General features: G+C 71.3%; 32 protein-coding genes. 12 read left to right on the forward strand and 20 right to left on the reverse strand.

Annotated features, from left to right (window positions below):
- Positions 1 to 57 precede the first annotated feature (57 nt).
- Entirely contained in the window at positions 58 to 1,026 is a 969-nt protein-coding gene (locus P8A20_RS16370) for an ATP-binding cassette domain-containing protein (protein WP_187282084.1), read from the forward strand.
- Positions 1,019 to 1,792: an ABC transporter permease gene (locus P8A20_RS16375; protein WP_147958399.1), complete on the forward strand. Its 774-nt coding sequence runs from the start codon at positions 1,019 to 1,021 to the stop codon at positions 1,790 to 1,792. Before P8A20_RS16370 ends, P8A20_RS16375 begins: the two co-directional genes overlap by 8 nt.
- Positions 1,793 to 1,949: 157 nt before the next feature.
- On the opposite strand, the gene P8A20_RS16380 is transcribed toward P8A20_RS16375, so the two are convergent.
- The 3 genes from P8A20_RS16380 to P8A20_RS16390 form a co-directional block, all read right to left on the reverse strand.
- Positions 1,950 to 3,203: a GNAT family N-acetyltransferase gene (locus P8A20_RS16380; protein WP_306103744.1), complete on the reverse strand. Its 1,254-nt coding sequence runs from the start codon at positions 3,201 to 3,203 to the stop codon at positions 1,950 to 1,952.
- A gap of 69 nt (positions 3,204 to 3,272) precedes the next feature.
- Entirely contained in the window at positions 3,273 to 4,250 is a 978-nt protein-coding gene (locus tag P8A20_RS16385) for an asparaginase (RefSeq protein WP_147958401.1), read from the reverse strand.
- A gap of 52 nt (positions 4,251 to 4,302) precedes the next feature.
- Positions 4,303 to 4,977: an RsiG family protein gene (locus P8A20_RS16390; protein ID WP_147958402.1), complete on the reverse strand. Its 675-nt coding sequence runs from the start codon at positions 4,975 to 4,977 to the stop codon at positions 4,303 to 4,305.
- Between the two features lie 114 nt (positions 4,978 to 5,091).
- Between P8A20_RS16390 and dtd the strand changes: the two genes are divergently transcribed.
- Positions 5,092 to 5,541 (forward strand): D-aminoacyl-tRNA deacylase, encoded by a 450-nt coding sequence (gene dtd / locus P8A20_RS16395; protein WP_147958403.1) that lies wholly within the window; start codon positions 5,092 to 5,094, stop codon positions 5,539 to 5,541.
- Between the two features lie 40 nt (positions 5,542 to 5,581).
- On the opposite strand, the gene ygfZ is transcribed toward dtd, so the two are convergent.
- The 6 genes from ygfZ to P8A20_RS16425 all read right to left on the reverse strand — a co-directional run bounded on the left by ygfZ (position 5,582) and on the right by P8A20_RS16425 (position 10,525).
- A complete protein-coding gene (ygfZ, locus tag P8A20_RS16400) occupies positions 5,582 to 6,547 on the reverse strand; it encodes a CAF17-like 4Fe-4S cluster assembly/insertion protein YgfZ (protein WP_147958404.1) in 966 nt (321 codons plus the stop codon).
- A 30-nt stretch (positions 6,548 to 6,577) separates the two neighbouring features.
- On the reverse strand, positions 6,578 to 7,036 hold the full coding sequence (locus P8A20_RS16405) for a Fur family transcriptional regulator (RefSeq protein ID WP_147958405.1): 459 nt from the start codon (positions 7,034 to 7,036) through the stop codon (positions 6,578 to 6,580).
- A 64-nt stretch (positions 7,037 to 7,100) separates the two neighbouring features.
- A complete protein-coding gene (locus P8A20_RS16410) occupies positions 7,101 to 7,673 on the reverse strand; it encodes a heme-binding beta-barrel domain-containing protein (RefSeq protein ID WP_147958406.1) in 573 nt (190 codons plus the stop codon).
- A 259-nt stretch (positions 7,674 to 7,932) separates the two neighbouring features.
- Complete coding sequence (locus tag P8A20_RS16415) at positions 7,933 to 8,871, reverse strand: hypothetical protein (RefSeq protein ID WP_147958407.1); 939 nt, start codon at positions 8,869 to 8,871, stop codon at positions 7,933 to 7,935.
- Entirely contained in the window at positions 8,868 to 9,716 is an 849-nt protein-coding gene (locus P8A20_RS16420; protein WP_261988569.1) for a hypothetical protein, read from the reverse strand. The genes P8A20_RS16415 and P8A20_RS16420 overlap by 4 nt, the downstream gene beginning before the upstream one ends.
- A complete protein-coding gene (locus P8A20_RS16425; RefSeq protein ID WP_147958408.1) occupies positions 9,713 to 10,525 on the reverse strand; it encodes a hypothetical protein in 813 nt (270 codons plus the stop codon). Before P8A20_RS16425 ends, P8A20_RS16420 begins: the two co-directional genes overlap by 4 nt.
- A gap of 105 nt (positions 10,526 to 10,630) precedes the next feature.
- Between P8A20_RS16425 and P8A20_RS16430 the strand changes: the two genes are divergently transcribed.
- Entirely contained in the window at positions 10,631 to 10,993 is a 363-nt protein-coding gene (locus P8A20_RS16430; RefSeq protein ID WP_147958409.1) for a DsrE family protein, read from the forward strand.
- A gap of 19 nt (positions 10,994 to 11,012) precedes the next feature.
- Here the strand turns inward: P8A20_RS16430 and P8A20_RS16435 are convergent, their stop codons facing one another.
- The 8 genes from P8A20_RS16435 to P8A20_RS16465 form a co-directional block, all read right to left on the reverse strand.
- The gene (locus tag P8A20_RS16435) at positions 11,013 to 11,387 is read right to left on the reverse strand and encodes a DUF3099 domain-containing protein (RefSeq protein WP_147958410.1); all 375 of its coding nucleotides are present in this window, start codon (positions 11,385 to 11,387) and stop codon (positions 11,013 to 11,015) included.
- Positions 11,388 to 11,507: 120 nt separating this feature from the next.
- A complete protein-coding gene (locus tag P8A20_RS16440; RefSeq protein WP_014154938.1) occupies positions 11,508 to 11,795 on the reverse strand; it encodes a DUF1416 domain-containing protein in 288 nt (95 codons plus the stop codon).
- 48 nt (positions 11,796 to 11,843) lie between these two features.
- Positions 11,844 to 12,683, reverse strand: a complete 840-nt coding sequence (locus tag P8A20_RS16445; RefSeq protein WP_147958411.1) for a sulfurtransferase — start codon at positions 12,681 to 12,683, stop codon at positions 11,844 to 11,846.
- 151 nt (positions 12,684 to 12,834) lie between these two features.
- Positions 12,835 to 12,915, reverse strand: coding sequence for a putative leader peptide (locus P8A20_RS38705; RefSeq protein ID WP_350310325.1), 81 nt, complete (start codon positions 12,913 to 12,915; stop codon positions 12,835 to 12,837).
- A gap of 251 nt (positions 12,916 to 13,166) precedes the next feature.
- Positions 13,167 to 13,862, reverse strand: coding sequence for an LmeA family phospholipid-binding protein (locus tag P8A20_RS16450; RefSeq protein WP_306103745.1), 696 nt, complete (start codon positions 13,860 to 13,862; stop codon positions 13,167 to 13,169).
- 155 nt (positions 13,863 to 14,017) lie between these two features.
- A complete protein-coding gene (locus tag P8A20_RS16455; RefSeq protein WP_306103746.1) occupies positions 14,018 to 15,292 on the reverse strand; it encodes a hypothetical protein in 1,275 nt (424 codons plus the stop codon).
- A 10-nt stretch (positions 15,293 to 15,302) separates the two neighbouring features.
- The gene (locus P8A20_RS16460) at positions 15,303 to 15,557 is read right to left on the reverse strand and encodes a MoaD/ThiS family protein (RefSeq protein WP_147958414.1); all 255 of its coding nucleotides are present in this window, start codon (positions 15,555 to 15,557) and stop codon (positions 15,303 to 15,305) included.
- A gap of 41 nt (positions 15,558 to 15,598) precedes the next feature.
- Entirely contained in the window at positions 15,599 to 16,549 is a 951-nt protein-coding gene (locus P8A20_RS16465; RefSeq protein WP_147958415.1) for an alpha/beta hydrolase, read from the reverse strand.
- A 297-nt stretch (positions 16,550 to 16,846) separates the two neighbouring features.
- Here P8A20_RS16465 and P8A20_RS16470 point away from each other — a divergent pair, with 297 nt between their 5' ends.
- The 6 genes from P8A20_RS16470 to P8A20_RS16495 all read left to right on the forward strand — a co-directional run bounded on the left by P8A20_RS16470 (position 16,847) and on the right by P8A20_RS16495 (position 22,394).
- Positions 16,847 to 17,650: a response regulator transcription factor gene (locus tag P8A20_RS16470; protein ID WP_147958416.1), complete on the forward strand. Its 804-nt coding sequence runs from the start codon at positions 16,847 to 16,849 to the stop codon at positions 17,648 to 17,650.
- 24 nt (positions 17,651 to 17,674) lie between these two features.
- Complete coding sequence (locus P8A20_RS16475) at positions 17,675 to 18,718, forward strand: LacI family DNA-binding transcriptional regulator (protein WP_147958417.1); 1,044 nt, start codon at positions 17,675 to 17,677, stop codon at positions 18,716 to 18,718.
- A gap of 94 nt (positions 18,719 to 18,812) precedes the next feature.
- Entirely contained in the window at positions 18,813 to 20,009 is a 1,197-nt protein-coding gene (locus tag P8A20_RS16480; RefSeq protein ID WP_306103747.1) for a S1C family serine protease, read from the forward strand.
- 14 nt (positions 20,010 to 20,023) lie between these two features.
- Positions 20,024 to 20,200, forward strand: coding sequence for a hypothetical protein (locus P8A20_RS16485; protein ID WP_306103748.1), 177 nt, complete (start codon positions 20,024 to 20,026; stop codon positions 20,198 to 20,200).
- Between the two features lie 47 nt (positions 20,201 to 20,247).
- Positions 20,248 to 20,979, forward strand: coding sequence for a response regulator transcription factor (locus P8A20_RS16490; RefSeq protein ID WP_147958419.1), 732 nt, complete (start codon positions 20,248 to 20,250; stop codon positions 20,977 to 20,979).
- Positions 20,976 to 22,394, forward strand: a complete 1,419-nt coding sequence (locus P8A20_RS16495) for a sensor histidine kinase (RefSeq protein WP_147958420.1) — start codon at positions 20,976 to 20,978, stop codon at positions 22,392 to 22,394. The genes P8A20_RS16490 and P8A20_RS16495 overlap by 4 nt, the downstream gene beginning before the upstream one ends.
- A gap of 25 nt (positions 22,395 to 22,419) precedes the next feature.
- Here the strand turns inward: P8A20_RS16495 and P8A20_RS16500 are convergent, their stop codons facing one another.
- Positions 22,420 to 22,614: a DUF397 domain-containing protein gene (locus P8A20_RS16500; RefSeq protein ID WP_147958421.1), complete on the reverse strand. Its 195-nt coding sequence runs from the start codon at positions 22,612 to 22,614 to the stop codon at positions 22,420 to 22,422.
- Positions 22,615 to 22,619: 5 nt separating this feature from the next.
- Entirely contained in the window at positions 22,620 to 23,477 is an 858-nt protein-coding gene (locus P8A20_RS16505) for a helix-turn-helix domain-containing protein (protein WP_147958422.1), read from the reverse strand.
- A 207-nt stretch (positions 23,478 to 23,684) separates the two neighbouring features.
- On the opposite strand from P8A20_RS16505, the gene P8A20_RS16510 reads away from it, so the two are divergent.
- Both P8A20_RS16510 and P8A20_RS16515 read left to right on the forward strand, forming a co-directional pair.
- Positions 23,685 to 24,197 carry an ATP-binding protein gene (locus P8A20_RS16510; protein WP_147958423.1) on the forward strand — a complete coding sequence of 171 codons (513 nt, stop codon included), beginning with the start codon at positions 23,685 to 23,687 and terminating at the stop codon, positions 24,195 to 24,197.
- An 813-nt stretch (positions 24,198 to 25,010) separates the two neighbouring features.
- The gene (locus P8A20_RS16515) at positions 25,011 to 25,487 is read left to right on the forward strand and encodes a hypothetical protein (protein ID WP_306103749.1); all 477 of its coding nucleotides are present in this window, start codon (positions 25,011 to 25,013) and stop codon (positions 25,485 to 25,487) included.
- A 4-nt stretch (positions 25,488 to 25,491) separates the two neighbouring features.
- Here the strand turns inward: P8A20_RS16515 and P8A20_RS16520 are convergent, their stop codons facing one another.
- Entirely contained in the window at positions 25,492 to 26,379 is an 888-nt protein-coding gene (locus P8A20_RS16520; RefSeq protein WP_306103750.1) for a phosphatidylinositol-specific phospholipase C domain-containing protein, read from the reverse strand.
- Positions 26,380 to 26,456 lie beyond the last annotated feature (77 nt).

The following is a 26,456-nucleotide window of genomic DNA, read 5'->3' on the forward strand; positions in this document are numbered from 1 at the left end:
AGGTTTGCGTAATGCTTACACAGTAACGCGTACCTCATACGCAGAAGGGGGATCGTCATGAGTACGGCCATGAACGACGTCATGATCGAGGCGGAGGGCCTGACCAAGTCCTACGGGAAACCGGGCGCCCGGGTCAGGGTCCTGGACGGCGTCGACCTGCGGGTCGCCCGCGCCGGGATCCACGCACTGCTCGGCCCCAACGGCGCGGGCAAGACCACGACCGTGCGCATCCTCGCCACGCTCATCACCGCCGACTCGGGCACGGCGCTCGTCGCCGGCCACGACGTCGTCACCGACCGGCGCCGGGTGCGCCGCGCCATCAGCCTGACCGGGCAGTTCGCCGCCGTCGACGAGACGCTGACCGGCGAGGAGAACCTGCGGATGATGGCGCGGCTGTCCGGCCTGTCCCGTGCCCGGGCCCGCGAGCGCGCCGAGGAGCTCCTCCTCCGCTTCGGTCTCGGCGACGCGGCCCGCCGCCAGGCCCGTACGTACTCCGGGGGGATGCGGCGGCGCCTCGACCTGGCGGCGGGGCTGGTCGGTTCGCCCGAGCCCGGCGTCTTCTTCCTCGACGAACCCACCACCGGCCTGGACCCGCGCAGCCGCCGCGAGCTCTGGCAGGTCGTCCGCGACCTCGCCGGCCGGGGCGCCGCGGTCCTGCTGACCACCCAGTACCTGGAGGAGGCCGACCGGCTCGCCGACCGCATCACCGTCCTCGACAAGGGCGCCATCGTCGCCGAGGGCACCCCGGAGACCCTGAAGTCACGCGTCTCCGGGCACCGTCTCGACCTCGTCCTCAGCACCGACGAGGCCTACCTCCGGCTGGCCGCCCGCGCCGTCCACCACTCCCCCGAGACCCGCACCCTGGGCATCCCCACGGACGGCACCGCCGCCCACGCCCGCGCCCTGCTCGACGAGATCGACCCGCACCGCACCGACGTCGACCGCTTCTCGGTCCACGGCGCGACCCTCGACGACGTGTTCCTCGCGCTCACCACCGCGACGACGGAGGCACCGGCCCATGTCTGACGCACCCGGAGCACTGACCCACGCGACGGTCATGACCGGCCGCAGCCTCCTCATCAGCCGCCGCAACATCGACGCCGTCATCACCTCGATGATGCTGCCGATCATGCTGATGCTGATCTTCGTCTACTTCTTCGGCGGCGCGATCGACACGGGCGCCGCCTACGACTCGTACGTCATGTACGTCGTCCCCGGCGTCCTCTTCCTGTGCGCCGGGTTCGGCTCGGCCACCACCGCGGTCGCGGTGAGCGAGGACATGAAGGGCGGCATCATCGACCGCTTCCGCTCCCTGGACATCGGCGGGATGCCGATCCTCGCCGGCCACGTCGTGGCGAGCACCGTACGCAATCTGGTCTCCACCACCCTCGTGTTCGCGGTCGCCGTCCTCATCGGCTTCCGCCCCGCGGCCACCCCCGCCGGCTGGCTCGCCGTCGCCGGCGTGCTGCTCGCCTACATCGTCGCCCTGTCCTGGATCTCCGCGGCGATCGGTCTGCTCGCCCGCACACCCGAAGCGGCCGGAGGGTTCACCTTCTTCATGTCGTTCCTGCCGTACCCGAGCAGTGCGTTCGTCCCGGTCGACAGCATGCCGGGCTGGCTCCACGGCTTCGCCGACCACCAGCCGGTCACCCCGGCCATCGAGTCCCTCCGAGGGCTCCTCCTGGACCAGCCGGTGGGCAACACCCCCTGGACCGCGCTCGCGTGGGCGGCGGGGATCCTGCTGGTGGCCGTCGCCCTGTCGGGGGTGCTCTTCAGGGTCAGGACGCGGTGAAGCGAGGGTCAGGACATGGTGAAGCGAGGTCGACGGCCCCCTGCACCGGTGCGCACAGGCACTCGGGGCGCCCTCCGAACCGTGCGCCCAGGCCCCACGTCCCGCCGGAGCACGGGGCCGGCTTGCACTGCCGGCTCCACCACACCCCGCACGGACCTCAGAACACGTCCGGGCACCACGCCCGCCGTGGCGCCCGGAACACCGCGTCGGCCGTGGCCGCCGCCCCCGCACGGTGCTCCTCGATCCGCCCCAGCGCGGTGAGCCGCAGCGCCGACTCGTCCCCGAGGTACAACGTCCCCAGTTCCCCCACGTCCAGGGACAGTTCCGCGTCCCGTGTCGTCGGGACGCACGAGGTGCCCGACGGTGACACCTCCAGCAGGAAACGGCCGCCCGCGAGGCCGGCGGAGTCCCGGACGTCCAGGACCAGGGCGGCCTCGGTGGCGTACGTACGCGCCTCCAGCGCCCGGGGCACGTCCAGGACGCGCAGCCACAGCCAGTCCGCGTGCGTCACCACTCGGGCGGCACGCGGGTCCGGGAGGAGGAGCGGCAGCAGGTCGTCCGGGGCGCGGTAGCCCGTACGGACCGTGGTGATCCAGTCGATGGAGCAGACGAACTGCCACAGCGCGCGTTCCGCCGCCGGGGTCACGGCGGTCATGCCGATGACCGTCGCCTTGTTGAGCGGCTGCTTCCCGTCGCCCCAGTGGTCGTCGGCGCGGTAGGCGATCAGCCCGTCCGTCTCCCCGTCCGCCGCCCGGTACACCGCGTAGAACGGCTCCGTCCACTTCTCGAACGCCGGGACGTCCACCCCGGTGCTGCGCTGCCACCAGCGCTCGTCCCGGGAGACCACGCCGTGCTGCCGGGCCGCGAGGCGGTCGTGGAGCCCGGGCCCCAGCTTGCGTACGTCGGCCCCGTCGACCAGCTCGATCCGGCCGCCGTCCGACTCCGAGGGGATCCTCGCACGCGGGTCCAGGCCCGCGCGGGGGACGTCGATCTCCCACTCGGTGGCCCAGGCGGCGGGCCCGAATCCGTACCGTCCGTAGATCGGGTACTCGGCGGCGATCAGCGAGGCGACCACATCGCCGCGCTCCTTCGCCGCCGCCAGGTCCGTCGCCATCATGCGGCTCAGCAGCCCGCGCCTGCGGTGCGTGGGACTCACCGTCACCGCGGTGACGGCATCGGCCCGCACCTTCGCGCCGCCGACGACGGTGAGTTCCTGCGCGAACGAACGGAAGGTCGCCACACAGCGCCCGGCGTCGAACACGCCCTGGACGCGCGCGAGATCGGTGTGGGCCAGGCGCACGGCGACCTCCTCCTCACCGGGAGCGGTGGCCGCCCGGAGGAACCCGGTCTCCACGGCACGGAGCCAGTCCCGGTGGTCGGCGGCGGTCACGGTACGCGGATCAAGGCTCATGCGGCCCACGCTAGGCACGGAGCGCGCGCGGTGTCGCGCGCTTTTCCCGCCGCCCCACCTCGGGCCCGCTCAGAACGCCGCCCGGATCGAGCCGACCTCCTCCGCGCCGCCCAGCAGCGGCGCCCGCCCGATCCGGGACACCACGGGTGCGTCCACGCTGAGCAGTTCGAGCGCCCTGGCCAGCACCGGGCCCAGGGCGCGGGTGGAACCGTCGTCGATCTTGAACGCCAGTGCCCTGCCGTCGGGGAGGGCCACGGCCTGCACCGCCTCCGCGCCCATCTTGGAGAGCGTGCCCGGCACCTCCCGCATCAGCCAGGTGTCCGGCCGCCGCGTGCCGGCGACGTACTCCGGGTGCGCCCGCATCGCGTCCGCGACCCGGCGCTCCGCCGATCCGGGCTCCGCCAGCACGAAGGAGCGGAACGCACGGGCCAGGCCCACCAGCCCGATCGCCATCAGCGGTGCCCCGCAGCCGTCCGTGCCGATCGCCGCGACGGGCTCGCCCGCCGCTTCCGCGACCACCTCGCCGACCAGCCGCTGAAGGGGGTGGGCCCGGTCGAGGTAGGTGGCGGTGTCCCAGCCGTTGCGTACGCAGACGGCGAGCATCGCCGCGTGCTTCCCCGAGCAGTTCATCGTGAGCGGCTCCCGCACACGCCCGGCAGCGAGATACGCCTCCGCCTCGACCGGGTCGAGCGGCAGGTCCGGCGGGGTCCGGAGGTCACCCGGCTCCAGGCCGTGCTCGGATAGCATCGTGCGCACCAGGTCGAGGTGGAAGCCCTCCCCCGAATGGCTCGCGGCGGCCAGCGCCAGCCGCTCCCCCGAGAGGTCCAGGCCGGCCCGCAGGATCGCGGCGGCCTGCATCGGCTTGTTGGACGAGCGCGGGAAGACCGGGCCGGCCGGGTCACCGAGTGCGAGCTCCACACTCCCGTCAGCGGCCAGGACGACCAGCGACCCCCGGTGGCGGCCCTCGGTGAAACCGGACCGTACGACCTCGGCCAGCACCGGGAGCTCGGGGGACGGGGTCGACGACGGGGCTATGAAGGAGCTCATGGGGCGGGTGGCCTTCCGGGGACGGGCGTGACCCGCCCCCGGAAGGGTCGCTTCAGGCGAGCAGGTCCTCTACTTGTGCTTCCCCGTCACGGTACCTGCGGGCGATCTCCGCGCTGCAATCGTCGACGGCCCGCTGGAGCCGGTGACGGCGCCGCGACACCTGCTGCTCGTAGCGGACGAGCCGCCCCATGGCGGCCAGGAGCTCTTCGTCCGTCCGGGCGTCGAGGTCGGAGAGCTCGACCTCCGCGAGCGTGTCCGCCGCCAGCTGCCGGTACTCGTCGCTGCGCGGCGTGGTGAGGGTGACGTGCCGCGCCGAGGAGCGGTGGACGGACGGGGTGTCGGCGAGGATCTCCGAGAGCCGGTCCACGACGGGCGACTCGGGGTCCACACGCCGGGCCAGCTCGGCCCGCAGGATGTCGATGCGGCCCTGGACCAGACGGCGTACGTAACTGAGGTCCGCCTCGTCGCGCTGGGCGTCACGGCGCAGGGTGCGCAGTTCCGGAAGTCGCAGCCCGCCGAATTCGGGCTGTGGTCGCAGGGAGGCCAGTCCTTCGACCGCACCGCCCCCGGTCTGTCCGGGCACGGAAACCGCTCCGGGCAGTTGTACGGGTGGCGGGGTGGGCGGCTGTCCCGGCGCGGCGCCGGTCCGCTGGACCGGCGACCGAAGGCCGGCGGTACGCGTCCTCGGTACGGCACCGGGCGATGGCCCGGTTCCACGTGTCGTCATGATGTTCGTCCCCTCGACCGGTGCGTCGGCACACCGACATCGTGCATGGTGTCACTACGCACGGTGTTCATGCAGGTGCTCTGTACCCGTTCAGCCCAAGATAGGTTGGTCTGTATGCGTGCAGTGATACAGAGGGTGGACGGCGCGAGCGTCACCGTGGCGGGCGCCGCGGACGATCCGTCGGGGACCGGGACGGTCGGCGAGATCGTCGGCGAAGGGCTGTGTGTGCTGGTGGGGGTCACTCACGGCGACACGGCGGAGAAGGCGGCGCAGCTCGCCCGCAAGCTGTGGACACTGCGGATCCTGGAGGGCGAGAAGTCCTGCTCGGACGTGAATGCACCGCTTTTGGTCATTTCGCAGTTCACTCTCTACGGGGACGCCAGGAAGGGCCGCCGGCCCACCTGGAACGCCGCGGCACCGGGTGAGGTCGCCGAACCGCTGGTCGACGAGGTGGTGGCACAGCTGCGCGCGCTCGGCGCGCAGGTGGAGACGGGCCGGTTCGGGGCGGACATGCGGGTCTCGCTCACGAACCACGGCCCGTTCACCGTGCTCGTCGAGGTGTAGCGGCGCGAGGCGGCCCGGCCGGACGGCGGGCGTAGTCCCTCTACGGCTCGACGACCGTCTCCTGTGCCGCCGCGGTGTCACCCGCGATCAGCTCCGCGTCCACCGCGACGTTCCGCTTCACCAGCGCCAGCGCGATCGGCCCCAGCTCGTGGTGGCGGGCCGAAGTGGTGACGAAGCCGAGCTGGCGGCCTTCCTGGCCGTCGGCGGCCAGCCGGACCGGCGTCCCGTGGCCGGGCAGGTGCACCTCGCTGCCGTCGAGGTGCAGGAAGACGAGACGGCGCGGCGGCTTCCCCAGGTTGTGGACACGGGCGACCGTCTCCTGCCCCCGGTAGCAGCCCTTCTGGAGATGCACGGCGCTGCCGATCCAGCCCAGCTCGTGCGGGATGGTGCGGTGGTCGGTCTCGAAGCCCAGGCGCGGGCGGTACGCCTCCACGCGCAGCGCCTCGTACGCCAGGATCCCGGCCACCGGACCGTGCGCGGCCGCGTACGCCTCCAGATCGGCGCGGGGCAGGAAGAGATCACGGCCGTGGGCCGTCTCCCGCACGGCGGCGCCTTCGGGGACCTCCGCGATGGAACCGGCCGGCAGGTGCACCACGGCGAAGTCCTCGGTGCGGTCGGCGACCTCGACCCGGTAGAAGAACTTCATGGACTCCAGGTACGCGATCAGCTCGCCCTGGGTCCCGGGCTCGGCGTGCATCCACACCGTCGTGCCGTCGTCGACCAGGTAGAGGGCGTGCTCGATGTGCCCGTTGGCGGAGAGGATCAGCGCCTCGGTCGCCTGGTTCGGCGCGAGGTCGCTGACGTGCTGGGTGAGCAGCAGGTGCAGCCAGGCCAGCCGGTCGTCGCCGGTCACCGTGACGACCGCGCGGTGCGAGAGGTCGACGAGACCGCTGCCGTCGGCGAGTGCGCGTTGCTCACGGAACAGGTCGCCGTAGTGCGCGGCGACGCCTTCGTCACGCCCCTCGGCGGGAACGGCACCGGGCAGGGACAGCAGGGGGCTCTTCATGCGACCAGCGTACGACTCGTACGGCTCGGACTACCGCCCGCCGGTGCTCTCCGGGGGCCCGCCCCGGGCCGCCTTCGCCGCGCAGTCGGCGCAGCGCCCGAAGATCGCGAAGTGCTTCATGTCGGTCTCGAAGCCGAAGGCGCCCCGCAGCTTCGCCGTGAAGTCGGCGACCACGTCGACATCGGCCTCGATGACGTTCGTGCAGTCACGGCAGACGAGGTGGATGTGGTGGTGGCGGTCCGCCAGGTGGTAGGTCGGGGCACCGTGCCCGAGGTGGGCGTGGCTGACCAGCCCGAGCTCCTCCAGGAGCTCCAGGGTCCGGTAGACGGTGGAGATGTTGACGCCCGACGCCGTCCTGCGCACCTCGCAGAGGATGTCGTCGGGGGTCGCGTGTTCCAGCTTGTCGACGGCTTCCAGGACGAGCTGGCGCTGAGGCGTCAGCCGGTAGCCGCGCTGCCGAAGATCGGTCTTCCAGTCGGTGCTCACCACAGCCCCAGTGTAGGGCGGGACGGGCGCGGGGCCCCGGGTCCGTGCGGAACGGGGCCCGGTCCGGCTACTTGAAGAACGCGATGCCGTCGTCCGGCAGGTCCCCGAGGCCCCTCGCCATCTCGGCGACCTCGCCCGGGGTGACGACCTTCTTCAGGTGCGCCGACATGTACGGCCGCAGCTCCACGTCGGGGGTGGCCTTCTCGCCGACCCACATCAGGTCGCTGTGCACGTAGCCGTAGAGACGCTTGCCGCCGCTGTACGGGCCGGAGGCGGCTGTGCGGGCCACCGCGTCGGTGACGACGTCGATCTGCGGCTTCTGCTTGGCCAGCTCGCCGTACCAGACCTCGACGACGCCCTGGTCGCGCACCATGACGATCTCGACCTTGCGGTCCTTGTCGATGCGCCAGTAGCCGGACTCGGACTCCAGCGGCTTGACCTGGTTGCCCTCGGCGTCCAGCACCCAGGAGTGCGAGACGTACTCGAGGAAGTCACGGCCGTCGTGGCTGAAGGTGACTTCCTGGCCGAAGTTGCACTTCTCGGCACCGGGGAAGTCGGAGACGCCCGCACCCGCCCAGTTGCCGAGGAGGAAGGCCAGCGGCACGAGGTCCGGGTGGAGGTCGGACGGAATCTCGATCATGAGCGGCTCAGACGATCTGTGAGGGTGTACGGGAGGTGTTCGGCGAGGGTCAGCGCTGGCCCTGGTACAGCTTCTTCACGGTCACGGCGGCGAAGGCGAGCACGCCGACGCAGACCAGGACCAGCAGAGCGGAGAAGAAAGCCTCAAGCACGGGAGCTCCTCGGAACGAACGACATGACGGCAGCAGGCGGCCGGGCCCCCAGCCTAATGGGTGGGGGCCCGGCACGGCGGCCCGGGGTTTCCCCCGGGCGCGGTCGGCTCAGCCCAGGAGCTGGTTCTGCAGGATCAGCGTCTGGTGGAACGGAACCTCCGGGACCGGCTTCGAGCCCTTCTGCTTGTGGACGATCAGCGCGACCGTGTCACCGGCCTGCACGTAGGCGGCGCGGATCCGCTCCTTCCCGTCCGGCTGCGCGTCCGTGAAGACGAACGTGGCGGTGTCCGGGTCCTTGTCCGAGCCTTCCCAGCCCTCGTCGAAGACGAGGTCTTCCTTCCAGTCGAGTGCCTGTCCGGGACCGCCGCCGATGTACATGTCGTCCCGGAAGCCCTCGGCGTAGGCCGTCGAATTGAACCGGAGCAGGTAGACCCGGGAGGTCGTGCCGTCCGGCATGCTCCAACCGCGGGCCGCGATGTGGCGCAGCGCGGAATCGGCGAGCAGGCCGCCGATCCGTTCGCGGCCGTCCTTGCGGTACTCGGACGCGAACTGTTCCGGCGTCGTCCAGCCGCCCTCGATCCTGCTGTCCACGGTCGCGCCGGCAGGTGCCGGAATCAGCAGCTCACGCAGATCCGCATGGTGGATCTGGGCGGTGTTGCCGGGGCTGAAGGGCCTCGGGGAGCCGGAGGGGAGCGCGGGCAGCGTCAGCGCCGGGTACTCCCAGCGCCCGTCGTACTCCGTGGCGAGGCCCGGCACGTCGGTCCGCTCCATCGAAGCGATCCCGAAGGCTGTACCCGTCCCCAGGGAGCCGAGAACGAGCACAGCGGCGGTCCACCGCGCCACGGCTCGGAGCACCCGGCGCGGTGGTCTCACCGGCTCGGTGCCACCGGGGCTCCCCGGCCCGGCACCCGCGGGCTGCTGTGGCATCGGCGGGGCGGCGGGCGGGAGCACGGGGGCAGCCGCCCCCGGGGACGCGGGAGCCTCCGTCGGCTCGGGCAGCACGGCTGTCCGCTCCGGCTCGGCAGGCGTAACCGTCTGCTCGGTCATATGTACTCCCCCGGGGACGCCATGTGGTCGAGCTGGTCCTTCAGCAGGTCCACGACCTCGGTCTTTTCGAACGGCTCGATGCCGGTGGCGATGAGATTGACGCTCAGTTCCCCGTCGTACGCCGTGCACTGCATGCCGTCGAGTTCCACGGCATCACCGCCGGCGTCCTTCTCCTTCGGCATGAGGAAGCATGCGGCGTGCTTGTGGCCCTTGACCGCGGGCCCCTTCCGGAACACCCCCACGGATTCCAGCAGTTCCTGCCGGAACAGATGGGTGTCGCGGACGGCCTTGCGGTCCTTCATCTTCGTGATCTTGATTTCGACGGCCAGATCGTCGCTGTCCGCACGGTACGTACGCACGGCCACGCCCTGGATCTCGAGCTTGTCGATGCGCCTGTCGAGTTCCCGGCGCTGCTTGCCGGCCAGGCCCCTGCCCGTCTCCTTCAGCGCGGCCGCGGCCTTCTTCCCGCTGATCTCGCTGTCGTTGCCGTCGCTCCCCGAGTCGGGACCGAGCGTGTAGCCCGCGGGCACGGGAAGCTGGAGCTTGCTCAGCTCCGTGGACGCCCGGCCGGCGGACACGTCTCCGGCGGGGTCCTTGTCGGGCTCGCCGTCCGGCTTCTGCCACACCGTCGTCCTCGCCGTGCGGTCGGCGCCGCCGACCTTGTGCACGATGTAGGCGCCGGCGCCGACGGCACCTCCGAGCGCGCACGAGAGCACCGCCACGAGGAACCGCCGGCCGGGCTTCCTGGAGGGCGCGGAGGGCCCGGAGACGGCCGGGGCGGACGCACCGTCCGCGGTGGGCTCCGGCATGCTCCCGTCGGTCACCGGCATGTTCTCGTCGGTCACAGGAGCCCCAGCTGCCGCTCGGCCATGCTGCGGATGTCCTTCTTGCCGAGCGGCTTGGTGTCGAACAAGTTGATCTCCATCATCACGTCGCCCCGTTGCGCGACGGCCCTGGCCCGGTACATCGGCAGGTATCCCGCTTCGTTGTGGACCTTGTAGAGGTAGTAGCGGCCGTTCCCGCTGCCCTTGATCGGATCGCCCTCGTTGCCCGCGCCGATATCGCTCTCGCCCATGTACGACAGCTGGCTCTCCGCGTGGCCGACCGCGCCCAGCTGGTCACCGCTGCGGAACTGGACGAGTGTCACGTTGACCACCCTGTTGCCCTTCTCCCAGGAGGCGCCCGCCGCCCGGCGGAAATCGGCTCCCAGCAGCTCCTCGTACATGTAGGCCTCGTCCTCGAAGAGCCGCGCGTCGTCCGCCAGGTCCATCCATCCGTCCTGCAGCCACAGGTCGTCGGACTTCTGGAATCCCTTCGGCTCGGGCAGCAGCAGCTTGCGCAGGTCGCCGTCCGTCTTGACCTGCCGGTCCTGCGAGGCGGGCAGCGGGGCCGGGACCTTGTCCGCCGGGAGCGCCTTCGCCGGGTAGGCCAGCTCCGCCTGCGACAGCGCGGGCAGCGGTGTCGGGGGCCGCTCGGCCTGGATGCCGTAGCCGACCGCCGTGCCGCCGGAGATGCCGATCAGGGCTGCGGCGGCGATCAGCAGGGCCGTACCGCCGCGTGGGCGCGGACGGGCCGCCGGGGCGGTCGGCGCCTCGGTCTCCGTCTCGGCCGGCGCCTCCGGCGGCGCGGCGGAAAGGGTGTCGTTCGTTTCCAAAAGGGTCCCCCCATGAGACCTGAGGCGCAGGTCCCATCACCCGCGCACACAGCAGACCCACAGGTCACAGGGGAGGTTGCCCGGCCGAGGATTACAGTTCGGTACATGTCGAAGAAGCTCGTGATCAAGGTGACCGCCGGAGCCGATGCCGCCGAGCGCTGCTCGCAGGCCTTCACCGTGGCGGCCGTGGCCGTCGCCAGTGGTGTCGAGGTCTCGCTGTGGCTGACCGGCGAGTCGGCCTGGTTCGCCCTGCCGGGTCGCGCCGCCGAGTTCGAACTGCCGCACTCCGCTCCCCTGCCCGACCTGATCGACTCGATCCTGGCGGGTGGCGGGATCACGCTCTGCACCCAGTGCGCGGCGCGGCGCGACATCACGGAGAAGGACGTCCTGGAGGGCGTGCGGATCGCCGGCGCCCAGGTGTTCGTGCAGGAGGCCATGGCGGACGGCACCCAGGCCCTCGTCTACTGATCCGCGCCCGGCCGTCGGCCTACCGGCGGTTGTCCCTGCCGTCGAGCTCGTCCCACCACCGGTCGGACGTCGGGTCGCCCGTGGGTGCCTGCTGCGGCGAGCGCGGCCGGGAGGCCGGGGGCGGGGACTTCGGGGGCCGGGAAAGGTCGGGCGGGGAGCCCTCGGGCGGCCGGCCCGGAGCCCGGGATCCCGGGGAGGGATCGTCCCACCAACGGTCCTCCGGCCCACGCCGGTTGGCGACGATCGCCGCGACGGGCGGTATGACCATGGCGACGACGCACATCGCCACGGCCGCAGGGACGGACCACAGACGCACGAAGGCCCAGGCGGAGACGAAGAGGAAGAGGCATCCGCCCATCATCAGAAAATAGACGCGCCTGCGCCGGGCGTACATGAGTCCAGAGTAGGGCTCACCGGCGCGGATGCGCACGTGGACGGCACGAAGGGCCGCACCCCGCTTCAGGTGGCGTCCAACCCCCTGGGGTGCGGCCCTCCGGCCGTATGCGCGCGTGAACTACACGGCGATGGCGACCTCGGCGAGGCCACCGGTCTGCGCCACGACCGTACGGTCGGCGGTGCCGCCCGGAACCAGGGCGCGGAGCGTCCAGGTGCCCTCGGCCGCGTAGAAGCGGAACTGTCCGGTGGCCGAGGTCGGGACCTCGGCGGTGAACTCACCGGTCGAGTCCAGCAGTCGGACGTAGCCGGTGACGGGCTCGCCGTCGCGGGTCACGCTGCCCTGGATGGTCGTCTCGCCCGGCTTGATCGTCGAAGCGTCGGGGCCGCCGGCCTGTGCTCCACACATGGTGTTCTGTCCTTCTGGTCGGGGTCCTGCTGATCAGGTCCTGCGGAGTTACTTGTTGGCGCCGAGCTCGATCGGCACGCCCACCAGGGAGCCGTACTCGGTCCACGAACCGTCGTAGTTCTTGACGTTGTCGACACCGAGCAGCTCGTGCAGGACGAACCAGGTCAGGGCCGAACGCTCACCGATGCGGCACAGCGCGATGGTGTCCTTCGACAGGTCGACCTGCTCGTCCTCGTAGAGGGCCTTGAGCTCGTCGTCCGACTTGAAGGTGCCGTCGTCGTTGGCGTTCTTCGACCACGGGATGTTGCGCGAGCTCGGCACGTGGCCGGGGCGCTGCGACTGCTCCTGCGGGAGGTGCGCCGGCGCGAGCAGCTTGCCGCTGAACTCGTCGGGCGAGCGCACGTCGACGATGTTCTGGTTGCCGATGGCGGCCACGACGTCGTCGCGGTAGGCGCGGATGGACTCGTCCTGGGCCTTGGCCTTGTACTGGGTGGCCGGGCGCGTCGGGACGGCGTCGGTCAGGTCGCGGGAGTCGAGCTCCCACTTCTTGCGGCCGCCGTCGAGCAGCTTGACGTTCTCGTGGCCGTACAGCTTGAAGTACCAGTAGGCGTACGAGGCGAACCAGTTGTTGTTGCCGCCGTAGAGGATGACCAGCGTGTCGTTGCCGATGCCCTTCTCGGACAGGAGCTTCTCGAAGCCGGCCTGGTCGACGAAGTCACGGCGGACCGGGTCCTGGAGGTCCTTGGTCCAGTCGATCCGGATCGCGTTCTTGATGTGGTTCTTCTCGTACGCCGAGGTGTCCTCGTCGACCTCGACGATGGCGACCTGCGGGTCCTCGATGTGGGCCTCGACCCAGTCGGCGTCGACGAGGACGTCTGCGCGGCTCATGTGTTTCTCCTCCGGGGCAGTCTGCGGCGGGGTGGTGCGGAGTGCTGGGTGCCGGATGTACGCGCAGGTGCTGGGAGCGGAACGCGTACGGAAGGCACGGGTTCGGCCCTGACGTCGTCGAAGGGCCGGCGGGAAACGGGAGAGGTCCCGCTCAGAAGGTGCGACAGAGCATGGCGGCGACGCGGCACAGGTCTACTGCCCGCCGCTTCGTGAGGTCCGCCTGTCGCTTCATGCGTCCGATCGTAGGGAGGTACGGGCGGAGATGTCACCGTCGTGTCGGATGATGAGACACGATCGTCCGCCATACGAGACGCCCGAAGGTTCGATGAACTCGGCGGCCCTGATTCCGGCGGCCGGGGAGCGACGGCCATCTACGGAACGGACGAGCCCGTCTCATTATCTGGATCGGCCGTCCGGTCCACCGTCACGGAGCCCCTACCCCACCCGCCCGGGGGTCATCCACGGCGGCCCGCCCTCGCGGCGTCAGCCCGCGAGCCGGACGTCCGACCCGGTCACCGAGATCTCCAGGCCGCCCGGCGCCACCTCGATCTTCTGGAGCTCCAGGCCGTCGGGCAGTCCGCCGATGGCGCGCTCGAAGTCGGTCTTCGTCCGCACCAGGTCCTCCAGGCCGGGGATGCCCTCGCCCGGCACCTCGTCGGCGCGCACCCTGACGGTGTCGCCGTCGACCAGGGTGACCGTGGAGAGCACGCTGCGCGTGAGCGTCCGGCCCAGCAGCGGGATCTCGACCGAGCCGGTGACCTTGACCTTGCCGTCGCCGCCGTAGGCGACGGTGACACCGTCGTCGGCCGCCTCCGTCAGGGCCGCGTACGAGACGACGGCCGTCCCGGAGGCCCGGGAGGCGGTGGCGCTGGTGTAGCCGGCCCCCAGCGTGACCTGGCTCAGCTCGGCCCGGATCTCGCTGATGCGTATCTCCCGCCCGGCGGCGCTGGCGCGGATGTCCTTGACCGTGACGTCGACACGGTCGAACTCCGAGGCCGCAGCCTGGGTCAGGAAGGGGAAGCCCTTGATGGAGACCTCGGTCGAACCGGTCTCGGCGTCGGCGAACGAGATCCGCCCCTCGGCCTCCGACTCCGCGAAGTACAGGGCGACGCGGTCCACGGCGACGAAAACGCCGCCCAGTACCACGGCCATGATCAGCAGTATTCGCAGTGCTCGCATGCCTGTTGTTCCCCCACTCGGACCGGCCGGACCCTGGTGCACGTGAGCCTACTGCCGCGGTGCGGCGCGCCCGGAGTGATCGACGAGCGCGGAGGCCGGCCGGTTCCACCGGTCAGGAGCCGGGAGTGGGGGAACGTCGGGAACGTCCCGGAACGTCAGGCGATCGCACGGCCGATCAGATAGACGGCGGGAGCGGCGGCCGTGAGCGGCAGCGCCACCCCAGCCGTCATGTGCACGAAGCGGGACGGGTAGTCGTAGCTCGCGACCCGCAAACCGATCAGCGCGCAGCCACCGGCCGCGAACCCGAGGAACGCCGCCTGCGCCCCGAAGTCGGTGAACACTCCGGCGGCCAGGCCCGCCCCCGCCGAGGCGAGCAGTGCCGCCACGACCGAGACCGCTCCGGGCAGCGGCAGTGCCCTGACGAGCACGCCCACGGCGACCGCGACACCGCCCACCGTCACCGCGTCCGGGACGGCGGCCAGGTGTCCTGCCGCCAGTACGGCGAGCGCGGCCGACGCGACGGTGGCCGTCAGGCCGTACATCCGCTCGTCGGCACCGGCATGGCTGCGCAGCTGGAGGACGATGGTGAGCAGCACCCAGACACCGAGCGTGCCGAGGATGGCCGCCGGGGCGTTGTCCCGGCCCGCGGCGAGCAGCACGGCATCGGCCACGACACCACCGGCGAAGGCGAGCGCGATGCCCTGCCGGGCCGGCCACATGCCGTTGAGCCGGAACCAGCCCGCGGCCGTCACGGCCTGGAGCAGGACCAGGGGCACGAGCAGGGCGTAGGCCCCGATCGCCGCGCCGAGGGCGAGGAGCAGGCCGAGGCCCGCCGTGATCGCGGCGGGCTGCATCCCCGGCGCGATGATCGGCGAACGCCCCTCGGCACGGGCCCGCTGGGCGTCGGTGATGCGGCTGTTGCCCAGAGTGGTCGGCGCGCTGTAACCGGAGTCGTCGGGAGCGGCCGCCGGGGCAGCCTGGGCGGGCGGCGCGGGCGGGACGTACTGCGGCTGCGGCGCCGCGGCCTCGGGCGGCAGTGGGTAGCCACCCTGCGCGGCAGGCGCGGCAGGCGCGTCGTGGTGCTGCGGCCGGATCGTCGGCTGGTACGTGGTGTCCCAGGTCTGCCCCTGCCACGTCTGGGCCACGCCCTGGTCGGCGGGCTGGGTCCGGAAGGCACCCTGCTCCGGCTGGACGGCGGGCTGCTGCTGTTGCTGCTGCGCCCAGGGCTGCTGCGCGTGGGGCTGCTGCTGCCCGTACGCCGACTGCGGGTCGTTCTGCTGCTGCCCGTACGCGTCGTACTGCTGTGGGCTCTGCGGCTGCCCGTACGCGTCGTACTGCTGCTGTCCGTACGCCGGGTCGTACGGCTGCTGCCCCTGGCGCTGCTGTCCGTGACCGGGGTCGTACGGATACTGCTGATCGTTGTCGCTCATGGTCTGCGGTTCACCCTCCTGCGAACGGCGGGAGCACCTCGACCGTGCCGCCCTCGGCAAGCCGTACGGTCTCATGACCGCGGGTCCCCACAGGATTCCCGTCGATCAGGAACGAGCATCGGCGCAGTACGCGCGTCAGCTCACCGGGGTGCCGCTCGCGCACCCCGTCGAGAGCCTCGGCGAGCGTGACCGCCGTGTACGGCTCCTCCGCGGTCCCTGCGGCGGCCTTGGCCGCGGCCCAGTAGCGGATCGTCCCCGCTGCCATGGCGGCACCCCTTTCGTCGTACGTCGGCTGTCCATCATGGATCACGCCGACCCGGTCCAGTCCGCGATGCGGGTCAGCAGGGCCTCGTCCGCGGCGTTCTCCGCGTGGCCCATGCCGTGTTCCAGCCAGAGTTCGGCGCCGTCACCCGCGGCTCCTGCCAGCATCCGCGGGTGGTCGACGGGGAAATACGGGTCCTGGTCACCGTGCACGATCAGCAGGGGCACCCCGATCAGCGGGACCGCCTCCACCGGCGAGAGCGGCACGGGGTCCCAGTCCTCCTGGTGGATGCGGGTGCGGAAGCCGTAGCGCCCGACGAACCGGCCTGCGGGCCGGGTGACCACCCAGTGCAGGCGGCGCATCGGTGCCGTGCCGCGGTAGTACCAGCGCGCCGGGGCGCTCACGGCGACGACCACGTCCGTGTGGGCGTCCGCACGCATATGGGAATGCGCTTCCGCACGCCCCTTGTGCGTTGCGTGCGCCCCCGTACGCGGCCCCACCCGTTCGGGCTCCTCCGGCCCGAATTCCTCCTCCGCGGATTCTGCGGATTCCGGCGCCGTATACAGAGCGGCGTGGCGGAGCACCACGGAACCGCCCATCGAGAAGCCGACCGTAACGATTCGGCGGTGCCCCAGCGACCGTGCCCAGGCGACCGCGGCCGCCAGGTCAAGCACTTCGCGATCGCCCACCGTCGACCGTCCGCCGGACCTTCCGTGCCCCCGAAAGGAGAACGTGATCACGGCCGCACGCTGGGCGAACACCTCGGCGGCCCGAAGCAGTGCCGGCCGGTCCGCGGAGCCGGTGAAACCGTGTGCGAGGACGACGGCGGTCCCTTCCGGGACACCGCCTCCGGCGCCCCCGGAACCCGCCGTGCACGGGGTGTACACCGCCTCGATACGGACCCCGTCACCGGTCAGCAACGTGGCGCGCCGGGGCACCCGCGTGATCGAGGGAACAGAAGAACTCGGGAAACGACCCTCGGACACAGAACTCATGTGGGCTATTCTGCTGCGAAGAGGATCCGGGCAAAGCAGCCCCCGGGTCCTTTTGTGCTTTCCGAGCGTTGTTACGGCGACGTTTCGACAAGCTCAGCGGTCCCCGGGCGCGGGGCCGCACAGTAAAAACCGTATGACGGCCGTCGCAGGTGATGGCCTCACGGGAGTACGAAGCAGTGCCGCATACTCCCCCGGGTCCGACCCGGGAGTGCCCCTCTCGCAGGGAACGAGGAGGACCGACGTAATGGGCGAGCTGAACGTGCACGATCGACCGACGACCCAGGCAGGTGGGCGGCGATGAGTTCACTGCTGCTTCTGACGAATGCCCTTCAACCGTCGACGGAGGTGCTCCCCGCCCTCGGCCTTCTGCTGCACAGCGTGCGGGTCGCCCCCGCCGAGGGACCCGCTCTCGTCGACACCCCGGGTGCCGACGTCATTCTGATCGACGGCCGCCGGGACCTTCCCCAGGTGCGCTCGCTCTGTCAGCTGCTGAGGTCCACCGGACCCGGCTGTCCGCTGATCCTCGTCGTGACGGAGGGCGGCCTCGCGGCCGTCACCGCCGACTGGGGCATCGACGACGTCCTGCTGGACACCGCGGGTCCCGCCGAGGTCGAGGCCCGGCTGCGGCTGGCCACCGGCCGCCAGCAGATCACCACCGACGACTCCCCCATGGAGATCCGCAACGGCGACCTCTCGGTCGACGAGGCGACGTACAGCGCGAAGCTCAAGGGCCGGGTCCTGGACCTGACCTTCAAGGAGTTCGAGCTGCTCAAGTACCTCGCACAGCACCCGGGCCGGGTCTTCACCCGCGCCCAGCTGCTCCAGGAGGTCTGGGGCTACGACTACTTCGGCGGCACGCGCACGGTCGACGTCCACGTCCGACGGCTGCGCGCCAAGCTCGGCCCCGAGCACGAGTCGCTGATCGGCACCGTACGCAACGTCGGCTACCGCTTCGTCACCCCCGAGAAGGTGGACCGGGCCGCCGAGGAGGCCAAGGCCAGGGCGGCGTCGAAGCCCGCGGATGATCTTGTCACCCGTTCGGAGCAGTCGGCGGAAGTCGACGTCCCCGAAGAAGCCCCTGTGCGGCCTGCCAAGCGGTAGGTCGATCCGCGTAGACTGCCGCGCGTGGCCAAGGTGACGCGGGATGATGTGGCGAGACTGGCGGGGACCTCGACAGCGGTCGTCAGCTACGTCATCAACAACGGACCCAGGCCGGTCGCCCCGGCCACGCGCGAGCGGGTGCTCGCCGCGATCAAGGAGCTGGGCTACCGGCCCGACCGGGTCGCCCAGGCGATGGCATCGCGGCGCACCGATCTCATAGGGATGATCGTGCCGGACGCCCGGCAGCCGTTCTTCGCCGAGATGGCGCACGCGGTCGAACAGGCCGCCGCCGAGCGCGGGAAGATGGTGCTCGTCGGCAACTCCGACTACCGCGACGAGCGCGAGGTCCACTATCTGAGGGCCTTCCTCGGCATGCGGGTGTCCGGGCTGATCCTGGTCAGCCAGGGCCCCAGCGAGCGGGCCGCCGCCGAGATAGAGGCATGGGACGCGCGCGTCGTCCTGCTGCACGAACGCCCCGAGGCGATCGACGACGTCGCGGTCGTCACGGACGACATCGGTGGTGCCCAGCTCGCCACCCGCCACCTCCTGGAGCACGGCAACGCCTATGTGGCGTGCCTCGGCGGCACGGAGTCGACTCCGGTGGTCGGCGACCCCGTCGCCGACCACATCGAGGGCTGGCGCCGGGCGATGCAGGAGGCCGGGCTGCCGACGGAGGACCGGCTCTTCCACGCCCCGTACAACCGTTACGACGCCTACCAGGTGGCCCTGAAGCTGCTCTCCGGCCCCGACAGGCCCCCGGCGATCTTCTGCTCCACGGACGACCAGGCCATCGGGGTGCTGCGGGCCGCGCGCGAGCTGCGGATCGACGTGCCGGGTGAGCTCGCGGTCGCGGGCTTCGACGACGTGAAGGAGGCCGGGCTGACCGATCCGCCGCTGACGACGGTCTTCTCGGACCGTCCGGCGATGGCCCGGGCAGCCGTGGACCTCGTCCTCGACGACTCGCTGCGGGTCTCGGGGTCACGGCGCGAGCGTCTGAAGCAGTTCCCGTCCGCGCTGGTGGTGCGCCGGTCGTGCGGCTGCGGGGAACCCACGGTGACCCCGCTGTAGCGGAGCGCTTCCTTATTTCGGGCATACACGGTTCTGCCGGGCTTCTCAGGACGTACTCAGGCTGCTCTCATGTTCGCTGGCCACTCTCGTAGACATGACCGACAGCCACCGCCCGAGCGGCGAGTACCCGATGTCCCCCTCCCACGACAACGGATCGCACGACAACGGTTCGCGCGACAACGGTGCTTACGGCACCGGCTCGTACGGCAGTGCTGAGCGCGGCACCGGCCCGTACGCCGAGTCCGGCGGCGGCGCGTACGGTGGCGGCGCGGCGGCCTACCCGCCGCCCCCGGCCCACGAGCCCGAGCGGCAGACCACCGAGGTGCCCGTCGGCGCCTACGCCTGGCCGGCCCCCCAGCCCGCGCAGGTGGGCCCCGCCGCGGACGCCCCCAAGTCCGAGCGGCGCGTCAAGCGGCCGTTCGCACTGCTCGCGGCCGTGGCGATCGCCGCCGCGGCGGTCGGCGGCGGCACCGCCACCCTCATCGGCGAGCTCGCGGGCGGCAGCTCCGGAAGCTCCGGCTCCAGCGGCGTCGTCAGCGGCACCACCGTCTCGCAGAGCAGCGCCGGGACCGTCTCCGGCGTGGCGGCGGCCGTGTCGCCGGCCATCGTCGAGATCAGCGCGACGTCCTCGTCCGGCGAGGCCACCGGCTCGGGTGTCGTCATCACGGCTGACGGCGAGATCGTCACCAACAACCACGTCATCTCCGGAGCCTCCAAGATCGAGGTGGCCCTCAGCACCGGGAAGACGTACACCGCCGACGTCGTCGGCACCGACGCCGACAAGGACCTGGCGCTCATCAAGCTCCAGGGCGCGAGCGGACTGAAGACGGCCTCGCTCGGCGACTCCTCCTCGGTGAAGGTCGGCGACCAGGTCGTGGCCATCGGCTCGCCCGAGGGGCTCACCGGCACGGTCACCAGCGGCATCGTCTCCGCCCTGGACCGTGACGTCACGGTCGCCAAGGACGAGGACCAGAGCCAGGGCCAGCAGCAACAGGGCGGTCAGAACTGGCCGTTCGAGTTCGGCGGTCAGCAGTTCAACGGTGACACCGGTTCGTCCAAGACGACGTACAAGGCCCTCCAGACCGACGCCTCGCTCAACCCCGGCAACTCCGGCGGTGCCCTGATCAACATGAACGGCGAGATCATCGGCATCAACTCCGCGATGTACTCGCCCAGTTCGTCCAGCACCTCGGGAAGCTCGGCAGCGGGCAGCGTGGGCCTCGGCTTCGCCATCCCGGTCAACACCGTCAAGGCCGACCTTGACACCCTGCGCGCCGGCAACGGCTCCTGACGAGGAAGGTCTCCATGAACCCCGACACCACGGCCGCCGGTCCGTCCGACCTGGCCCTCCCGCTCGCCCTGGCCGCCGAACTGGCCGCCTCGGCCCCCGCCGCCTCCGCACCCCGCCCGCCCGAGATCCGCAGCGGCACCGGCCGCGGGCGACGTGCCGCGCGACGTCGTGCGGCGGCCGTGCGAGGCTGAGAGCCGAGCCCCCACCACCCGGCCCGAAGGAAGAGGACGAAAAAGCGATGAGCCCCGCCGAAGACGATCCGCAGCGTGTCCTGATCGTCGACGACGAGCCCGCCGTGCGCGAGGCCCTGCAGCGCAGTCTCGCGTTCGAGGGCTACGGGACGGAGGTGGCCGTGGACGGCTACGACGCCCTCACCAAGGCCGAGTCGTACGCCCCCGACCTGATCGTCCTGGACATCCAGATGCCCCGCATGGACGGCCTCACCGCCGCCCGGCGCATCCGGTCCACGGGGTCGACCACGCCCATCCTGATGCTCACCGCCCGCGACACCGTCGGCGACCGGGTCACCGGCCTCGACGCCGGTGCCGACGACTACCTGGTCAAGCCCTTCGAGCTGGACGAGCTCTTCGCCCGCATCCGCGCCCTGCTGCGCCGCAGCTCCTACGCGGTCGCGGCTGGCGGGGCCGTCCCCGACGACGACGTGCTGTCCTTCGCCGACCTCCGCATGGACCTGAACACCCGCGAGGTCACCCGTGGGACGCGCCGGGTGGAACTCACCCGAACCGAGTTCACCCTCCTGGAGATGTTCCTGGCCCACCCCCGCCAGGTGCTGACCCGCGAACAGATCCTCAAGGCCGTATGGGGCTTCGACTTCGAACCCAGCTCCAACTCCCTGGACGTGTACGTGATGTACCTGCGCCGCAAGACGGAGGCGGGCGGCGAGCCGCGCCTCGTGCACACCGTGCGGGGCGTCGGGTACGCCCTGCGCTCCGGCGGCGGTGACGGGTGACCGGCCTCCCCCGCCGGCTCCGCGCCCTCCCGCTCCGCTCGCGGCTCGCCCTGCTGGTCGCAGCCGCGGTGGCGGCGGCGGTGGCGGCGGTGGCCGCGGCCTGCTGGTTCGTGACCCGGGAGCAGCTGGAGCACCAGCTGGATCAGTCGCTGCGCAGCTCCGCGGTTGACCAGCGCTACCTGGTGGGGCTGTACACGTACTGCAACGGCGACACCACGCTGCCACCGCGCCCCTTCACCGGTGTGACGGTCCAGCTCATCGACTCCCGGGGCACGGTCTGCGTCGCCCCCGGGACGTCGAAACTGCCGGTGGACGCCGGGGACCTGGCGGTGGCCGAGCGGAAGCAGACGTACGCCCTGCACACGGTCACCGCCCAGGACGGCGAGAGCATGCGGGTCTACACCTCGCAGCTGGATGTCCGGGGCGGACCGGGAACGGAGTCCGGGGACCTCGCCGTCTCCATCGCCCGCCCCATGAGCGAGGTCACCGACCCGCTCACCACCCTCGCCTGGGTCCTGCTCCTCGTTTCCGGCATCGGTGTCGTCGGCGCCGGCGCCGCCGGCCTATGGGTGGCCCGTACCGGCCTACGCCCCGTCGACGACCTCGCCCGCGCCGTGGAGCACGTGGCCGAGACCGAGGACCTGACCGTCCGGATCCCCGCGGAGGGCGAGGACGAGATCGCCCGGCTCTCGCGTTCGTTCAACGCCATGACCAGCTCACTGGCCACGTCCCGCGACCGTCAGTCGCAGCTCATCGCCGACGCCGGCCACGAGCTGCGCACCCCGCTCACCTCACTCCGTACGAACATCGAGCTGCTCGCCCGCAGCGACGACACGGGCCGTGCCATCCCGCCCGAGGACCGCAAGGCCCTGATGTCCTCGGTCAAGGCCCAGATGACCGAGCTGGCGGCCCTCATCGGCGACCTCCAGGAGCTCTCCCGCCCCGACGCCGCCCAGCCCGGCCCGCTCCAGGTGGTCGCGCTGCACGACATCACCCGCACCGCGCTCCAGCGCGCCAGACTGCGCGGCCCGGAGCTGACCATAACGGCCGAGCTGGCCCCCTGGTACGTACGCGCCGAACCCGCCGCGCTGGAGCGGGCGGTCGTCAACGTGCTCGACAACGCGGTGAAGTTCAGCCCGGCGGGCGGGACGATCGAGGTCGTCCTGCACCGCGGCGAGCTGACCGTGCGGGACCACGGCCCCGGCATCCCCGCCGAGGACCTCCCGCACGTCTTCGACCGCTTCTGGCGCTCCCCGTCCGCTCGCCAGCTGCCCGGCTCCGGCCTAGGCCTGTCCATCGTGGCTCGCACGGTCCGGCACGCGGGCGGCGAGATCGTCCTGAGCCCCGCGGAGGGCGGCGGCACGGTGGCGTCGATCAGACTGCCCGGGGCGCCGACGCCGCCGCCGGAGGTGTGACGGTGCGCTTCCTGTGCGGCTCGGTTCAGGCCAGGTCGTCGAACTCGCCCTCCTTCGCGCCCCCGAGGAAGGCACGGAGCTTGGCCCGGGTGGTGCGCACGACCACGTCCGGGTTGTCGCTCTCACGCAGCAGTATCTCGCCCTCGTGTTCGGCGAGTTCGAGGCAGTCGGAGCCCTCGGCGTTCGAGGACTTCGAGGACTTGCGCCACTGAATTTCCATGATCCTCACACCTTCATGCTCTGCACGATGCCCCGAATGAAGTCCCGCGAGCGCCCCGGGTCGAGCGACCTCTCCTCGGTCCGGTCCAGCGCGACTCTCCAGTTCACCAGGCTCGTCTCGGCATCGAGGAACGACGACCCCGTCGCGGTGTCCACCTGCACGGTATCGAGCTGCGGAACGATCCCGTACACGTAGTGTGCCGAACTGCTTGCGAACGGAAAACCGCCCGCAGCAAAGGGAATCACCCTGATGGTGATGTTGCCCCGGTCGGATTCCTGCAACAGATGCACGAGTTGGGCGCGTGCTACCTCGCGACTTCCGTATGCCATCCGCAGTGCCGCCTCGTGGATCAGGAACGTGCAGGTGGGCGGATTCGGCCGGTCAAGTACGTCCCGTCGCTGCAATCGGTGTGCGAGCAGGCGACGTTGGCGCGTGGGGCTCGGCACCGGAACGCTCTCGGCGAAGACGCTGCGGGCGTATTCCTCGGTCTGGAGCAGGCCAGGCATATACATGACCTGCACCGACCGGACAGCCGCAGCGTGATACTCCAGCTCCGCGAGGTCGAGAGCGTCGTTGGCCAGCTCACCGCGGTAGTGCTCCCACCATCCGCTCACACGCTCCGCAGCCATGGCGGCAAGGGCATCGACGTACGCCGGTTCGGGGCACTTGTAGTGGTCGGCCCACGCCCGCACCCGCTGAGGGCTCACGCCGAATCGGCCCGACTCGGTGTTGCTGATGGTGGTGCGGTCCGCCCCCAACCGCTCTGCGGCCTGGGCAAGTGTCAGGCCCGCATGTTCCCTGAGTCTGCGCAGCTCGGAGCCCAGTCGACGCTGTCGCACCGTGAGCAGCTTCCTCGGCGGCATACAGATCCCCTCCTGTCGAATCCCAGTGTGGCCGTACCCGAACCACTGGGTGTTCGTTACTCACGACATCGAGCCGTATCACTAGTTATGAGCTGTGGGTACGTTCGTTAGTTACCTCGGTACAGCGCGCCAGCCCTCGCCGCACGACCGTCACCACGGTCAACGAGCCGCGTGCGCGTTCGGATCGCACCACGTGGGGAGAACGACATGACCAGCGTCAACGCCACCGCACCCTCCGCATCACCGCACGGTCAGGACGGCGAGAGCTACCGGCTCTCACTGCCCAACACCGCGCGTTCCGCCGGGATCGCCCGGCACTTCGTCGCCTCGCTGCTCACCGGCACACCCCACAGCGGCGTCGTCGACGACGCCCGCCTCTGCGTGACCGAGGTCGTGGCCAACGCCCACCGGCACACCCGCACTTCACTGATCCGGGTGCATGTGACCGTCGGCCGGGAGCAGGTGACCGTGTCCGTCGCCGACGACACGCCCTGGACCGCGCCTGCGGCAGGCGCCACGTCCGACGGGTCGATCGGCGCGGGTCACGCCCAGGAATGCGGGCGGGGGCTCTTCCTCCTGGAGGAGCTCGCTCTGGCCTGGGGGTCGGAGGTCTGCGGGTGCTGCTCTCCCAGCCACAAGGCGGTGTGGTTCACGCTCGCCGGGGATGCGGGGGCCACCGCACAGCCTTCTGCGCGCCCCCGCACGGCGATTCAGGCCTGACCACCCGCTGAGATCCACCGGCAGGCCCGGCAGCCGGCCTGCCCTACCCCGACGGACCGTGATGCGTCGTACCACCGGCGCGGCTTCGTGCTGCGCTCCTCCGCCATGCCCTGATCCGGTACGGGACCCCGTTCCCCGCGCCCTCCAGGAGGTGGACTCCACCCCTGCCCGGCATGCCCGTCCGCGTCCGTGGCTGTCCGCCGTGACGTGGCTGATCGGCGCCGGCCTGCACCCGCGCGCCGGGGAGACGACGCTGACCGTGGCCCGGGATCTCGCGGCGCGGATGGACTACCGGCTGGGCTTCGTGCTGTACGACCTCGAAGGCACGGCCTCCCGGTGCGGAGTTTCGACGGCGACGGTGAAGCGGCATGTCCGGGTGCTGCGGGAGCTGGGTGCGCTGGCGTGGCGGAGACACGGTACGAAGAGGAACCTTCGGCTCCCGGGCCGCCCCCGTACACGGCGACCGCGACGATCTACGCGGCGACGGTTCCGGCATCGTACGACCGTGCGAAGGGGCACCGGCTCGACGGCACCGGGTACGGCGCACGCGTGGTCGGTGTGACGGACGAGGGACGGGCGCTCATGCAGAAGACCGTCCACAGGAAGCCGCATCCTGTGGACGACGAGCGGCCGGGCGCGCACTGTCGGGCAGGGCGTGCACCCCATTCTCCTGGGCCGTACCCCTACTCATCCGTTGCTGATCCGGATGGGTGGTTGAACTACACCTCGCGCACCCGCGCGACGCGCGCGAGGGCGGCAACTCCCCGGAGGGCCAGGAACGCCTGCGGTGCGTCGCCTCGCAGCCCGTGGCAGGTGGCCCACGACATCGAGGTCGCCCGACAGGTCCGGCCGCTCGTCGGCTGGACCCAGCGGGAAGGGCTCCGCCGCCTGGCATTCGCACTGCGCCCGTTGATCGACCGAGGCCTGGCGGCGCACGACATCGCGGCCGAACTCCTCGGCATGGCCGTCGACTGGCGCCCCGCACGACCGGCCGCGTACATCGCCGCAGTCCTAGCCCGGGACCGGCGGGCCGAGACGGCCCGCCCACCGGAAGGGGACCTCGCGGCCGACCCCGCCGCCCACCAGGAATGGCAGCAGTGGCTGCGCAGCCGCCAGGTCGACGACCCGCCGCGCACGGACGACGACCGCCGCCATGCCCGACTCCACTCGTGGGACCGGTGGCGCGAGGTGGCGGCCCACTACGACGAGGACCCCGACGACGCACTGGACCTCTACGGGACCCGGCTGTGCGCCTACGCCGTCAAACGGGCCGCACCCTCGGCGTGGTGACTCCTCAGCCGGCCGGGTTGTGCCGGATCAGCGACTCCACCAGCCCGGTCCGGGTGGCGGGGAAGTCCAGCGGGACGATCCCGAGGCCGGTCCAGCCGGAGGCCTCCGATCCGTCGAGGAACGAGTGCACCTGCGGGTTGAGCCGGTCCGAGTTCGAGCGCGGAGGGAGCAGGGCCGCGGTGCTCACGTAGTTCATGAAGAACTTGCCGGGCTGCTGCGCCGCCTTGCGGAACTGCGCCTCGATCTTCGGGTACTTGCCGAAGGGCTCGGCCATGTAGTCGTCCTGGATGTCGAAGACCGCCGGGTCGGCGTACCGGACCCCGGGCAGGCCGCCGTTGTCGGCGAGGACGACGACCTTGCCGCGGGCACCGCCGAGGTCCGGGAGGGTGGAGTCCAGGCGCAGGAGCGGACGCCAGCCCTTGTCGTCGAGGTAGATGTCGAAGATCCGCCGGAACGCGGCGTCGCTCTCCTCCGAGTACTCCTGCTTGACGCGCATCAGCACGGTCTCCGAAGGGTGCCTGGCCAGGAAGTCCCGGCAGGCACCCAGCACGTCGTCGAAATTCAGGTTCTGGTAGTAGGCCCCGTGGTGGATCGCGTACGCGTCACCGCTGATCCGGCACCGGACGTCGAGGAAACGTATGCCGCTGTCCAGTTGCTGGGCCACCGTCGTGTTCTGGCACGCCGTCCAGGGGCCGCCGAAGCGCGCACCGGCGTTGTGCGTCCCCGGGATCGTGAGGCGTCGCAGCGGGGTGGAGTCGGCTATGCCGCCCATCCAGTCCTGCGTGCCGAGCGCGCGGGAGGCGGCTGTGGCCGTCCCGCCGAGGAGGACCCCGGCGGTGACTGCGAGCGAGCCGGTGAGGAAGCTCCGGCGGGTGGCGGTGTACGAACTCATGGGGGTGTGCCTCCGGGGGCCGTGGGGGCTCGAATTATGTCGGGCACACCTCAATGACGGAACAGGGTCGTCTCGCC

The organism is Streptomyces sp. Alt3, from assembly GCF_030719215.1.
GTDB classification, from domain to species: domain Bacteria; phylum Actinomycetota; class Actinomycetes; order Streptomycetales; family Streptomycetaceae; genus Streptomyces; species Streptomyces glycanivorans.